Source organism: Planomonospora sp. ID82291 (genome assembly GCF_015711645.1).
GTDB lineage: Bacteria > Actinomycetota > Actinomycetes > Streptosporangiales > Streptosporangiaceae > Planomonospora.
On sequence record NZ_JABTEX010000003.1, the window covers coordinates 492603 to 505917 of the forward strand.

The window sequence follows — 13315 nt, forward strand, 5'->3', positions numbered from 1 at the left end:
GACCGCTCAGTGGCGGGGGATGCCCGGGGTGACGAGCAGGTCCTCTTGACGTCCTCCCCCGTCTGAAGACGGGGGATTCCAACAGCAACTACCCCACAAGGAGGAGGTCGCGTTGAGGTTCACGGTTCACCGGCCCGCCCAACGGCGAGCCTCCCCGCGCAGCCACCGTGCGCCCCACGGCGGTGTCCCGGAGGTTGCAGGCCGCGTTCACGTCGGCGTCGGCCCGATGCCCGCAGGCGACGCACCGGAACACCGCTTGGCTCTCGCGGCTGTCCGGGGCGCGGTGCCCGCAGGTGTTGCAGGTCTGCGACGTGTACGCGGGGTTGATCTTGACGACGCGGCCGGGGGCCTTGTCCTCCAGACGGGTCACGAGCCGCCCCCACCCGGCGGCGAGGATGGCCCGGTTCAGCCCTGCTTTCTGGCGGACGTTCGTTCCCGGCTGCTCGACGGTGCCCTTCGCCGACCGGGTCATGTTCCGGATCTTCAGGTCTTCGACGGCGATGACGTCGAACCGGCGCGCCAGATCGGTGGAGGTCTTCTCCACCCAGTCCCTGCGCCGGTCACTCTCACGGGCTTTCAGCCGGGCGAGGGCGGCCTTCACCTTCGCCCGCCGGTGGGAGCCGCGGCGGGCGCGGGCGAGTTTCCGCTCAAGCCGCAGCAGCCGCCCGGCCTCGGGCTTGCGCAGGCCGGGAGCGGTCAGCAGTTCCCCGGTCGACAGCGCCGCCGAGGCGGCCACACCCCGGTCCACGCCGACGGCCTCACCCGTTGCGGGCGCGGGCACCGGCTTCGGGACGGCGGCGAACGCGACGTGCCAGCGTCCAGCGCTGTCGCGGGTGATCCGGTACGACTTCGCCCCGCCGGGCACGGCGCGGGACCAGCGGAACCGCACCCAGCCGACCTTCGGGATCTTCACCTCGCCGGTGTTGCGCGACAGGCGCCGCACCTGGTCGGCTTTGACGGCGACGATCCGGAACCCCTCACTCCGGCCGCGTCTGCGCCACGTCGGGCGCCGGTGGGTGCCGCCGAAGAAGTTCGCCATGGCCTGGGCGAAATCCTTCAGCGCCTGCTGCTGCACGACGATCGACCCGGCGGCCAGCCAGCCGAAGGCCGCTCGCGCCGCGGTGAGCTGGCGGCACTGCTCGGCGAACCCCGGCGCGCTTTTTCGGCCCGGCGTCCAGTGCGCGTGCTGCTCGACGGCGAGGTTCCACACGAACCTCGCGTGCGCGCAGTGCTCCGCCAGCGCCGCCTCCTGGGCGGGGGTGGGGGAGAGCCGGTACCGGGACATGCCATCAATTTACCATCGGAGAGATGGGTTGTGGCGGGTATTCTGCCGACATGAAACAGATCACGTTGCGGCTTCCCGACGACCTTCACGCACGGCTCAAGGAGTTGGCCGAGCATGAGCACCGGTCCCTGCACGCACAGGTGCTGTACATCGTGCAGCAGGCCGTCCCGGCTCCGCCGGACCGTCCCTGACGGGACGCCCATTCCTCCCCGGCCTGAAGGCCGAGGCATCCTGGGCGGACTGAGGTGAAGAGGGAACCACACGCCGCGGTAGGACGCGAGATCGTCCGTCACGTACTCCGGCGCACCCGCCCCGGCGTGGGCGAGCGCTTCGGCTGGCCTGGTCCGGTACCGCCGGAACCGGAGCATCGCCGCGTCCAGCTCCGCGGAGACCCGCTCGGCGTCGGCGGCGCACCCCGCCTCGGTGAGCCCCCATCCACCGAAGACACCCGGGGTACGCGCGACGAGACCGGCCACCGCGAGGTCGATCCGCTCGGACTCGACATCGGACTCGGACATCCCCGTCGCCTCGGCGAGACGGTCGAGCTCGACGAACCCGATGCCGCGGAGGGTGTGAAGCGTCAGCAGGTCCACGCTGGTCACGTGGGGCAGGTTCGACACGCCGATATGCTACCGCGATGGCCTGGATTCACCCGATCTCGGCGAACGTCGAGGAGACCGCGAACGTCCGCTGACTTCCGGCATGGTCGGGGTATGCCCCCGGTTGCTGATCATCCTGCACGCGGTCTCGAGGCCGAAGCGCGCAGCCGCCGGATCGGCCGGCCGCTCGCTCATCCGGCCGACCGGATCGAGTGGATGACGCTGGAGATCCGCCGCCGCTCACCGGTGAAGGTCGCAACCATCCGGCACACGGCCGAGGCGGCGTACTCCGGCACCGTGTCGGAGTACGCCGCCTCGGGACACCGGGCGCGCGTGCGTGATGACTGCTTCGGGTCGGGGCCCGCCTTCGGCGTCGACCCGCCGCGGTGCGGGGTCCGGATGGGTCCGGTCGTCCATGCGGCGGGTGCCGGCCGGGGCGGGCGAGCCGATCCGGGCCCGTGCCGGTCCGCATGACCCGGCCCTCTACCGGGCCGGGCCGGCCTGCCCGCCGTCGAACACCTCGGCGACCAGGCGCTGGGACGCCCGCTGGAAGGCCGCTGCCATCGACAGATCGGCGTCGTCGACGTAGTTCAGCGCGGCGGTCAGCGTCGTGGCGCCGTCGGGCGTGCTGTACATCAGCGCCGCGTGGCCCGCGATGCCGCCGTTGTGGCTGATGACGGTGCGGCCGCCGTCGGTGGTCAGCACGAACACGCCCAGGCCGTAGTCCATGTTCGGGATGCCCGTCGGGTGCGGGGTGCACATCTCGGCCAGCAGCGCGGCGGGCAGGAGCCCGCCGCCCGTCAGCGCGGAGACGAACGTGTGCAGGTCGCGGGTGGTGGAGATCATGTCGCCGCCGCTGGAGATCCAGGAGGGGTTGTGGCAGGTGACGTCGACCGTCGTGTGCTCGCCGTCCTCCTCGTAGCGGTAGTAGGCACGGGCGTGCGGTGCGGGCAGGTCGGTCTGGGTGGTCGGCTGGACGGTGCCCGCCAGGCCCAGCGGGCCCAGGATCCGCCGGTGCATCTCCTCGGCGACCGGACGGCCGGTGACCTTCTCGATCAGCAGCCGGGCCAGCACGTAGTTGGTGTTGGAGTAGCTCCAGCCGGTCCCCGGCGCGAAGCGCGCCGGCTTGGACAGCGCGAGCCGGACCAGGTCGTCGGGCCGGTGGGTCGTGAACCGGCTCTCCGCCCATGCCTTGCCCGAGGTGGTGGCGGGGCTTCCCGGCACGAATGTGCCGTCGGGGTCGTAGTCGCCGGTGAAGTTGAAGATGCCGCTGGTGTGCTGCAGCAGCATCCGCACGGTGATCCGCTCGTGAAGGTCGAACCCGGGCAGGTGGCCGGTGACCGGGTCGTCCAGTCCGAGGCTGCCTTCGGCGACCAGTTGCAGCACCACGGTGGCGATGAAGGTCTTGGTGTTGCTGCCGATCCGCACGTGCCCGTCGATCGGCGGTGCGGTGCTGTGGCCCGGCTCGGCCGTTCCGGCGCCGACGGTCCATTCGCCGTGTTCGTCGTGCACGCGCAGCGTCACGCCGAGGAAACCGGAGTCGATCATCTCGTCGATGGTCTTGCGCAGCTGCGGGCGGGTCTGGGCGGGGTGGGTGGTGGGCATGGTGGCGTGCTCCTTGAGGGCTGGTGCGGGATTCAGCTGGAGGGGATGGGACCGCTGCGCCCGGCGGGCCTAGGGTGCGGGCTCTGCGGGGCGCTTTTGCTACAGGCTGCGGGCGGTGATGTCGCCGTAGGCGGTGGTCGCGTGGATGGTCAGGCCGGCGGCGGCGCCGTCGGTGTTGGCCAGCGCGTTGCGGATGCGGCCGTAGGTGGTGCCGGCGTCCAGGGACGCGGAGGCTCCGCGGGCGGCGCCGACGGTGATGTCGCCGTGCTCGGTGCGCAGCGTGACGGTGCCGTGCACGGCCTCGGTGATGCGCAGGTCACCCTTTCGGGTGCTGATCCGGGCGGGGCCGCCCAGGCGGCCGACCGAGACGTCGCCGGCCTGGAGGTCCAGGTGGGCGCCGGCGGTCTCGTCGAGCTTGACGGTGGCCTGGGCGCCGGTGAAGGAGACGTCGCCGAGGCGTCCGACGCCGCGCAGTTCGGCGCCGGCGGCGGTGGCCTCGATGCGTGAGCCGGCGGGCAGCCGGACGGTGACCTCGATGGAGCCGGAGGGGCCGAAGAGGCGGTTCGCGGGGTCGGGGGTGCGGATGCGCAGGACGCCGTCGTCGTAGGTGACGGTGGTCTGCTGGGCCGCGGTGACGTCGCGGCTCCTGGCGGGGTCGGCGGGCAGGACCTCGACCGTGGTGTCGGTCCGGTCGGCGGCGATGAGGCGGATGCGTCCGGCGGGGATGTCCAGGACCGCTGCGATGGGGGCGGGGGTGGTGAACGTGTGCATGGCGTGCTCCTTGGCCTGTGGTCGTGTGCCGTCGTCGGCGTATTGTTTCCGACGAGGGAAAAGCTACGTTGCTTTCATGATGTCGGCAACAAGTGTGTTGCACATAATCATCATTTGCGCAGCCTATAGCCTTGAAATCATTGCAATGGTTCTGAATTCAACGCAATGATCTCGGGCGATTCGTTGCAACCGATGGAGAGTGAACGCTACGTCGTCGACGACGACGTCATGTACCAGTCCACGATGGCCGGCGCCCGATCCACCGCCCACCTCGGCCGGATCGCCCGCCAGGGCGTGGACGTCCTGGGCCCCGACACCCCGGCCGCCGCCCGCCTGGAGAACATCGTCCGCTTCGTCGACTTCGTCTCCGAGAGCATCGCCCGCGCCGCGGACCAGGCCCGGGAGATCCTCCACACGAAACCCGAAGCGACCTCGGACGACCTCGCCTGAACGACATTCGGATCCTGGTAATGGCCGTGGGGAAGGCTCAGCACAGGTCGGGCACACCGGTGTGGATCACGCTGGCGGCGGCGCCGGCGGTCGGCCGTTCCGTCCCGTGCGGTTCGGTACGCGGCCGGCGGCGGCGGAGCCTTCAGGCGGCCCGCGCGGCGAAGCGCCGCGCCACGAAGGCGACGAGCGCCTCCACCAGCCGCGTGGCCAGCACCTCGATCACGAGGACGGCCGCCCTGGTGAGAAGGGCTGACAGGAAGTCGCTCATGGGAACCTCCAGGGGTCGGAACCGCTCGGGGCCGGATCCACGGCCGGATCCACGGACCGCGTTCACGGCGTGGAACCGGCCTGCGCGTGCTCTCCCCCCTCTCCGGCCGGGCGGACGCCTCCGGACCGGCGACTCCCGCCCGCCGGCGTACGGCGGGCGGGCCGTCGCGCGACAGCCGTTCGGCCGTCGCCCCGAGGGCGGTCGCGACGGCGGCGGCGCCGAGGCCGATGGACCACCCGACGGGCCCCAGGGGCCGTGAGCCGAAGAACCGGCTGACCCCCGGGGTCGACACGACGAGGCCCAGGACGGCGAGGGAGGCCAGCGCGGCGGCCACGACCACCGGGTCCCGCCCACCTTTGGCGAGGGTCTGCAGCAGCTGCGCCGCGACCAGGGCGACCAGGGCGACCGTGTCCGCCCGTCCGCGCGTTCCGGTCACCCGCCCGGCCAGCCAGGCCGCCGCCGCGGCGGCCGCGGTGGTGACGGCCCGCAGGTGGATGTCGCGGGTCAGGGAGGCGCCGAGCGAGCGCTCCGGCCCCTCGGCCATCAGCCGCTCCGGACTCGCCGCGGCGGGCGGCCGTACGGCCACCACCATGGCGGGCAGCATGTCGGTCAGCAGGTTGACCAGCAGCAGCTGCCGGGCGTTCAGTGCGCCGCGTCCGGTGAGCAGGCTGGAGCCGACCGTGAAGGCGATCTCACCGATGTTGCCGCCGAGCAGGATGCTCAGGGAGTCGCGGACCGAGCTCCACATGGCCCTGCCCTCGATGATCGCGTCGACGATCGTCTCGATGCGGTCGTCGGTCACCACGACGTCCGCCGCCGCCCGGGCGGCGGGGGTGGCGCGGGAGCCGAGGGCGATCCCGACGTCGGCCGCGCGGATCGCGGGGGCGTCGTTGGCCCCGTCGCCGGTGACCGCCACGGTCTCGCCGGCCTGGCGCAGGCAGGAGACGATCCGCGTCTTGTGCGCCGGGGTGGCGCGGGCGAACACCGCGACCTCGGGCAGCGCCTTCGTCAGGATCTCGTCGTCGACGTCGTCCATCTCGGGGCCGGTCATGACACGCCGCCCGTTCAGCACGCCGAGTTCGGCCGCGATCGCCTCGGCGGTGCTCGGGTGGTCTCCGGTGACCATGACGACCCGGACGCCGGCCCGCGTCAGGTGCGCGACGCTCTCGGCGGCGGCGGGCCGTACCGGGTCGGCCAGGCCCAGGAAGCCGAGGAAGCACAGGTCGCCGACGCGGGACCCGTCGAGGTCGCGCCGGTCGGAGGCGGGCCGCTGGGCCACCGCGAGCACCCGGTGGCCCTGCCGGGCGAGCGCGTCGACCTCCCGTTCCAGCTCCAGCCGGAGCTCCTCGCCGAGTGGCACGGTCCGCGCGTCCCGGAGCACCGTCGTGCAGCGGTCGAGCACGGTCTCCGGGGCGCCCTTGACGCTCAGCAGGTGCCCGGAGCCGCTCACGCCGAGCACGGCGTGGTAGCCGCGCTCCGGCTCGAAGGGCAGCTCGTCGATCCGCCGCCAGGCGGTCAGCCCCTCCTGCGGGGTCACCCCCAGCCGGGTCGCGCCGTCGACGACGGCGCGGTCCGTGGGGTGGGCGATGACCCGTCCCTCCTCCGCCCGGGGACTCGCGCGCAGCGCCGCGGCGACGATCGGCCGCAGCCCGGCCGCCGGCTCGTCGACGGAGTGCCCGGTGCGCCCGTCCGAGACGCGCCGCAGGCTGAGGCGTCCCTCGGTGAGCGTTCCCGTCTTGTCGAAGCACAGGACGTTCACCCGGCCCAGCGCCTCGATCGTCGACGGGTTGCGCACCAGCGCGGCGCGCTTCGACAGCCGCCGCGCGGCGGCCAGCTCCGCGACCGTGGCGATGAAGGGCAGCCCTTCGGGAACGGCCGCCACGGCCAGGCTCACCGCCGGTGCGAGCCCCGCCGCCAGGGACCGGCCGCGGAGCAGGTCGACGGCGAGCAGGGCCAGACCGGACCCGGCCGAGAGCGGCAGGATCCTCCTGCCCAGCTCGCGCAGCCGGAGCTCCACTCCGGTCGGCGGGCGCGGTCCCGCGGCCAGCCGGGCACCCCGGCCCGCCTCGGTCGCCTCGCCCGTCGCGACGACCACCGCGTGCCCCGCGCCCGCGGCCACCGTCGTGCCCTGGTAGAGCATGCAGCCGCGCTCGGCGACGGCGGACGCCGTGGTGGGCGCCGCCGTCTTGGCGACCAGTTGCGACTCGCCGGTGAGCGGCGACTCGTCGACCTCCAGGCCCACCGCCTCCAGCACCCGGCAGTCGGCCGGTACGGCGTCGCCGGCGCGCAGCTCGATCACGTCGCCCGGGACCAGTCCCGCCGCGGACGTCCGCGTGTGCCCGCCGGGCCGGCGCAGCCGCACGGGAACGCAGGAGTCCTCGGTGAGGCGGCGCAGCGCCCGGTCGGCCCTGACCCGCTGTGCCCCGCCCACGAACGCGCTGACGACCGTCACCCCGCCGATCAGCAGCGCGTCCAGGACCGAGCCGATCAGCGCGGACACGCCCGCCCCCGCCGCCAGCGCCGGGGTCAGGGGGTTGGCCAGTTCCTGCGCGGACGCGCGGATCAGGGAGTGCGGCTCCGGCGCGGACCGGTCCTCCTGCCCCGCCGTCCTGCGTCCGGCGGCGTCCTCGGCGGTGATGCCGTCGGACGACGAGCCGAGCCGGGTGAGGACGTCGGCGGCCGACATGGCGTACCAGGGCGTGCCGTCGGCCCGGACCGGGACCGGTGTCCGCCCCGCGGCGCGGCCCGACAGCTCCCCCAGGGCGAGCGCGGCCAGGGAGACGCAGTGGCTCACCAGGTGCGCCCGGCGGGACGACGCCGCCTCGGGCCCGGCGAGGGCCAGCAGCGCGCCGACGCCCGCTCCGGCGACGCCGAGCCGTACGCTCCGCCGGCTCGTCCTCTCGGCCTCCGGCAGGCAGCTCAAGACCAGGTGGGCCGCGTTGAGGTCGCCGAGCACGTCCGCGTCCCAGGGTACGCGGCCGGGCCGGTCCGCCACCCCGATGCCGAGGTCGGCCCGGGCCAGCGCCTCGCGCAGGTCCGGGGACCCGCCCCGCGACACCACGGCGACGGCGTGGCCCCCGGCCTGGAGCGCGCGGACCGCGGCGGCCGTCCGCGCCCCGCCGGGGGCGATCCGGCGCGCGGAGAGGCGCGCGGCGAGACCGCGGTCCCCTCCCGCCAGCAGGACGGCGCCCGCGTCCCGGGCGGCGGCGGCGAGGGCCTCGGCCAGCGGATCGACCGCCCGCGCCAGCGCGGCGACGGCGACCGGTTCGTCCCGCAGGGTCACCAGCACGGCCCTCAGCCCCCGGGCGCGCCAGGCCCGGACCTCCCGTGCCGCCGGTCCGCCCCGGCCGGGCGCCGGTCCGACGGCCCATTCGCCGTCCTTCCGGCGCGCGCCGGGGTCGTCCGGGTCGAGCAGGGCGTGCAGCCGCGCGTGCAGGGTGCCGTCGTCCACCCCGTCGGCGCCGCCGCCCGCCGTACCGCCCTCGCGGTTCCCCGCGGCGCGGCGCGGCCCGCCCGCCGCGCCGCCCGCACCGCCCGGGTCTCCGGCCGGGCCCGCGATCCGTACGACGCGCTCGACCGCCCATGAGCCGGTGAGCAGGACCTCCGCGTCGAGGACGACCGTGTCGACGCGGTCCATGCGGCGCAGGGCGTGGGAGGCGAGCACCACCGCGCCGCGTCGTCCCAGGGCGCGGGCGACCGCTCCCGCGAAGGCGTGGCGGCCCAGCTTCGCCTGCTTGGGCGTGGCCGCGACCATCATGGCGTGGCTCCGGCGGCCGCTGCGGCTGAGCAGCCGCGTCGCGGCGCAGGCCCCCAGCGTCACCGGGGCCGCGACGTCCGCGTACCGCTCGATCGGGCCGCGGGGCAGGGGGGCCGGACGCGGGCGCACCGGCTTCGCGATGTACCGGTAGGCGCCCCGGGCGCGGGCCAGTTCCCGCTCCAGCCGCCGCCAGGCGCACCGCGCGGCGCGCGCCTCGGCGTAGTGGACGACGGTCCCCGCCGCCTGGACGAGCAGCGCCGACGGGCTCAGCGCGAGCGTCTGGGCGACGACGTGGCCCGCGGTGAACAGCGTGTCGGTGGTCGGACGGCCGATCCGGCGGTTCAGCTCCTCCCGGAGGAGGGGGGTGGAGTCGGCCAGTTGCAGCAGGGCCGGTACGGCCGGGGACAGCCCCGGCAGCCGCACGGCCTTCCCCACGAGCGCCAGGCCGGCCCCGGTCAGCTCCGCGCAGAGGCGGGCCGCGGCGCGCGCGTGCCGCTCCGCCACCCTGATCCGGGGCGGGTACGGAGCTCCGCCCCCGCTTCCCGGGTCCAGCTCCGAGCCCGTATCCGGGTCCGGGTCCGAGCCCGTGCCCGAGCCCGGGTCCGAGCCCGGGTCCGAGCCCGGGTCCGGGTCCATGCCCGTGCCCGGATCCGGGTCCGGCGGCCCCGCGTCCGTGCCCGGGTCCGCGTCCAGCCCGGTGACGACCGACAGCAGCTCGCCGTGGCGGGACCGGTCCTCGGCGATGCCGACGAAGACGCAGCCGAGGGCGCCGTTGACCTCCGCCCGGCGCACGCCGTCCACCGCGCGCAGCCGTGCCTCGAGCCGCCGGGCGGCCGCCTCCGTGCCCGGCCCGCCGATCGTGTGCAGGTCGATCCGGATCCCCCCGGGACAGGCGCGCACGCGCCGGTGGCGGGGCAGGACGCCCGCGAGCGCGTCCGGAACGACGTCCCGGAGGATGCCGGCGGGAACCGCGAGCAGCCGTGACAGGACCATTCACCCTCCTGTGGAGCCGGATCCGGCGGGCGGAGACGGCCGGGTCACGCGGACGTGCTCCCGCCGCCTCCGCCGTTCCCTCCGGCGCCGTTCCCGCCGGAGCCGTACCCGCCGCCGGGGCTCCCCCGCCGGGCCGGAGGGCTCTGCCCGCCTCCGGTCCGGGAACGCCGGGCGATCACCGTTCCGACGCCGATGGCGGCCGCCACGGGCCACTCGATCAGGCCGAACGCGGCGAGCGCGCCGAGCCCTCCGTAGTAGGCGAGGCGTTCCCGAGACGGAAGGGGCGGAAGTGCGGGCAGGAACGCCCTGGCGGCCCCGACGACGCGGCCGACCTGCCGCCCGTCGACCCGCGGCGGCCGGAACTCCAGCGTGATCATGGGCAGGGTCAGGGTGAGCGACCCCGCGGCGTCCCGCTCCCCCGCGAGCCCCGCGGGGTCCACGAGGTCCACGAGGTCCACGAGGTCCACGAGGTCCACGGGCCGTGCGGTTCTCCCGGGCCTCGCCGCGGGCTTTCGTCCGGCCGCGCCGGAGCCGGACCGCACGCGCTCGCGCGGCGGCCGGGTGGTCTGAGCGGTATCCGTCATGGCCCCTTCTCTCAAAAGAGTCGGGGGGCGCTCTCCACGGTGTCGGCCGGCGGGCGGAAGGTCCTTCCGGCCGCCGGAGGGTGACCCTGAGGTCGTTCCGGTACCTTCCGCCGGCCCGGTCCGCCGAAACGTGCGCGCCGGATCCGGCGCGGGGGTCAGCGGGAGCGGCGCAGCCTCCGGGGCAGGCCGGTCACGCCCCACAGGGTGACCCGCCACAGCGCCTCGGCGATGACGTCCCGGCTCATCTTGCTGGCGCCGACGGTGCGCTCCACGAAGGTGATCGGCACCTCCGCGACGCGCAGGCCGTGGCGGACCGTGCGCAGGGTCAGGTCCACCTGGAAGCAGTAGCCCTGCGACTCGACGTCGTCCAGGCCGATCTTCTCCAGCGTGGAGGCCCGGTAGGCGCGGAAGCCCGCGGTGGCGTCGCGGACCGGCATGCCGAGCATGATCCGGGTGTAGACGTTCGCGCCGCGGGACAGGAGCTCCCGCGAACCGGGCCAGTTGACCACCTTGCCGCCGGGCACCCAGCGGGACCCGATGGACAGGTCGGCCCCGTCGGCCAGCGCGTGGAGCAGTTTGGGCAGTTCCTCCGGCTGGTGGGAGCCGTCGGCGTCCATCTCCACGAGCACGTCGTAGCCCTCGGCCAGGCCCCAGCGGAACCCCGCGATGTAGGCGGCGCCGAGCCCCTGCTTGCCGGGCCGGTGGAGCACGTGGACGTGGTCGTCCTGCGCCGCCAGGCCGTCGGCGATCTCCCCGGTGCCGTCGGGGCTGGCGTCGTCGGCGACCAGCAGGTGCGCCTCGGGCACCGCCGCGCGGACCCGCTCGACGATCACCGGGAGGTTCTCCCGCTCGTTGTACGTCGGGACGATGACGAGCACCCGGCCGACCATCCGCTCCATCACACGTCTCCCACCTGCTGGTCATCACTGCGTGTCACCGGCCGCGCCGGATCGCGTCGCCGGAGGACCGGAACCGCGGCCAGCGCGGCCGTACCCATCAGTATCAGGGCCCACTCGGGTAGTGCGCCAACCGTGGTGGCCACCGTCGCCCGCGTGCGGACCGGGACCCGCAGCACCGCCATGTCCTGGACCAGCTCGCGGGTCTCCCAGACCACCTTCCCCTCCGGGGTCACGGAGGCGGAGATGCCGGTGATCGCGGCGGTGACCACCGCGCGGTTGTGCTCCACCGCGCGCAGCCGGGACATGGCCAGCTGCTGGGCGGGCAGGCCGGTCAGCGCGTAGGTCGCGTTGTTGGTCTGCACCACCAGCGGGCTGGCGCCGGTCCGGACGGTGCCGCGGACGACGCCGTCGAAGGCGACCTCGTAGCAGTTGACCGCTCCGACGGTGACCGGTCCCAGTCGCAGGTCGCCGTCGCGGGTGCCGGGCACCGACTGCTTGCCGACCAGGCCGGCCCGCTCGAACAGGGCGAGCACGAGGTCCTGCATCGGGGTGAACTCGCCGAACGGCACCAGCTTCTGCTTGTCGTAGTAGGCCCCGGGCCCGGTGACGGGGTCCCAGACCAGGCTCCGGGTGGCCCGGTTCTCCTCGCCGATGCCGACCACGGCTCCGACCAGGACGGGCACGCCGACGTCCTTGACCGCGGCGTCGATCTCGGCGCGGGCCGTCTCGCTGCGGTAGGGGTCGATGTCGGTGGAGTTCTCCGGCAGCACCACGATGTCGGGCCGGGGCATCGCGCCCGCCCGTACGGCCCGCGCCATCTCGTGGAGCCTGCCGGTGTGGTTGCGCAGGACCACGGCGGGCTCGTCGCCCAGCGGGGTCATCCCCCGGCCGGGCACGTTGCCCTGGATCACCCCGACCGTCACGCTCCTGCCCTCGTCGCCCGGCCGGGGCACGGCGAAGGCCGCGGCCGGGACGGCCAGGGCCCCGGCGAGCGGGAGGACGAGGTGCCGGACGAACCGCGGCCCCGCCGGCCGGGCGAAGGGCCGGTCGGCGGGCGGGACCGAGGATGGGACCGAGGGTGGGACCGAGGGTGGGACGGAGGACCGGGCGGGGGGCGGGACGGGCACCCGCAGCGAGGCGAGGGCGAGCAGCCCGCCGCAGAGCACCACCGCGAAGCTCACCAGCGGCGCTCCGCCCAGCGCCGCGTACGGGGTGAAGACCGACTCGCCCTGGCTGAAGGCGACCCGCGCCCAGGGGAAGCCGCCGAAGGGGAAGACCCCCCGCGCCCACTCCGCGGCCACCCAGAGCGCGGCGCTCCACAGCGGCCACAGGGGCAGCCGCACGACCAGGGCGGCACCGGCGGCCCAGGCGGCGTAGAAGAGGCTCTCCAGGGCGATCAGACCCAGCCAGGCGTCCACCCCGATGGGGGTGACCCAGTGCAGGCCGGGGCCGAGGAAGGCGAGCCCGCCGACGTAGCCCAGCCAGGCGGCGCGGCGCGGCCGGGCGCCGTGCACGGCCCGGATCATGAGGGCGGCGCCGAGGGGGGCCAGGAACCAGAGCCCCAGCGGCGGGAAGGCCAGGAAGAGCAGCAGGCCGCCGACGGCCGCGGCGGCCGCCCGGCCGGACGGGTCCCGCCACCGGGAACGGCCCGGCGCGCCCTCGGGCGACGCGGCGGGCGGAGGGATCGGCGGAGCACCCGGCGGAGTCCCCGGAGGAGGGGGCGTCTTCTCCTGCACCACGGAGGCTCCTCACGGACGTCGGACCTGGCCGGACCCGGGCGGGCCCGCCAACCGAACGCTACCCCCGGCACGGCAGCGGGGTGACCTCCAGGGCGGACGGATGCCCTGGGGATCACCCCGAGACCTGCAGACGCCGGCACGGGAGCGGGAAGAGTGCCCGGACGAACCCTTCGGACCGGTTCCGTCCCGTCGGCGGCGGGCGCGGATTGCCGTTGTCTACTGGGTGTCCAGGCCCCTCCCGGGTCCGTTCCCCCCGCCCGGCTGGGGTGCCCCGACCCGACTGACCACAGGTCCTGCGCCTGGCTGTACGGACGGAGTCACGCTCCGCCGCGGGCGAGGAACCGGTGCTGTCGGAGGCGGCCAAC

At 75.0% G+C, this 13315-nt stretch carries 8 protein-coding genes; 1 reads left to right on the plus strand and 7 read right to left on the minus strand.

The annotated features are described in order from the left end of the window. Positions 1-88: 88 nt before the first annotated feature. Positions 89-1285, minus strand: coding sequence for an RNA-guided endonuclease TnpB family protein (locus HS045_RS21475; protein WP_196453236.1), 1197 nt, complete (start codon positions 1283-1285; stop codon positions 89-91). Between the two features lie 50 nt (positions 1286-1335). Here HS045_RS21475 and HS045_RS21480 point away from each other — a divergent pair, with 50 nt between their 5' ends. Continuing rightward, positions 1336-1476 carry an Arc family DNA-binding protein gene (locus HS045_RS21480; RefSeq protein WP_196453237.1) on the plus strand — a complete coding sequence of 47 codons (141 nt, stop codon included), beginning with the start codon at positions 1336-1338 and terminating at the stop codon, positions 1474-1476. An 891-nt stretch (positions 1477-2367) separates the two neighbouring features. On the opposite strand, the gene HS045_RS21485 is transcribed toward HS045_RS21480, so the two are convergent. The 6 genes from HS045_RS21485 to lnt form a co-directional block, all read right to left on the minus strand. Beyond that, positions 2368-3489, minus strand: a complete 1122-nt coding sequence (locus HS045_RS21485) for a serine hydrolase (RefSeq protein ID WP_196453238.1) — start codon at positions 3487-3489, stop codon at positions 2368-2370. 99 nt (positions 3490-3588) lie between these two features. Beyond that, positions 3589-4260, minus strand: coding sequence for a DUF4097 family beta strand repeat-containing protein (locus tag HS045_RS21490; protein ID WP_196453239.1), 672 nt, complete (start codon positions 4258-4260; stop codon positions 3589-3591). A 206-nt stretch (positions 4261-4466) separates the two neighbouring features. Beyond that, the gene (locus tag HS045_RS21495; RefSeq protein ID WP_230884521.1) at positions 4467-9728 is read right to left on the minus strand and encodes a cation-translocating P-type ATPase; all 5262 of its coding nucleotides are present in this window, start codon (positions 9726-9728) and stop codon (positions 4467-4469) included. Between the two features lie 44 nt (positions 9729-9772). Continuing rightward, positions 9773-10204 (minus strand): hypothetical protein, encoded by a 432-nt coding sequence (locus tag HS045_RS21500; RefSeq protein ID WP_196453240.1) that lies wholly within the window; start codon positions 10202-10204, stop codon positions 9773-9775. 263 nt (positions 10205-10467) lie between these two features. Next, positions 10468-11211, minus strand: a complete 744-nt coding sequence (locus tag HS045_RS21505; RefSeq protein WP_196453241.1) for a polyprenol monophosphomannose synthase — start codon at positions 11209-11211, stop codon at positions 10468-10470. Next, positions 11211-12950, minus strand: coding sequence for an apolipoprotein N-acyltransferase (gene lnt / locus HS045_RS21510; protein ID WP_307827636.1), 1740 nt, complete (start codon positions 12948-12950; stop codon positions 11211-11213). The genes HS045_RS21505 and lnt overlap by 1 nt, the downstream gene beginning before the upstream one ends. Positions 12951-13315: the final 365 nt, after the last annotated feature.

What these genes read in the sequence shown, in the direction of transcription:
- HS045_RS21475 (WP_196453236.1), bottom strand. Translation starts at nt 1,285, where the DNA reads ATGTCCCGGTACCGGCTCTCCCCCACCCCCGCCCAGGAGGCGGCGCTG.
- HS045_RS21480 (WP_196453237.1), top strand. Translation starts at nt 1,336, where the DNA reads ATGAAACAGATCACGTTGCGGCTTCCCGACGACCTTCACGCACGGCTC.
- HS045_RS21485 (WP_196453238.1), bottom strand. Translation starts at nt 3,489, where the DNA reads ATGCCCACCACCCACCCCGCCCAGACCCGCCCGCAGCTGCGCAAGACC.
- HS045_RS21490 (WP_196453239.1), bottom strand. Translation starts at nt 4,260, where the DNA reads ATGCACACGTTCACCACCCCCGCCCCCATCGCAGCGGTCCTGGACATC.
- HS045_RS21495 (WP_230884521.1), bottom strand. Translation starts at nt 9,728, where the DNA reads ATGGTCCTGTCACGGCTGCTCGCGGTTCCCGCCGGCATCCTCCGGGAC.
- HS045_RS21505 (WP_196453241.1), bottom strand. Translation starts at nt 11,211, where the DNA reads ATGGAGCGGATGGTCGGCCGGGTGCTCGTCATCGTCCCGACGTACAAC.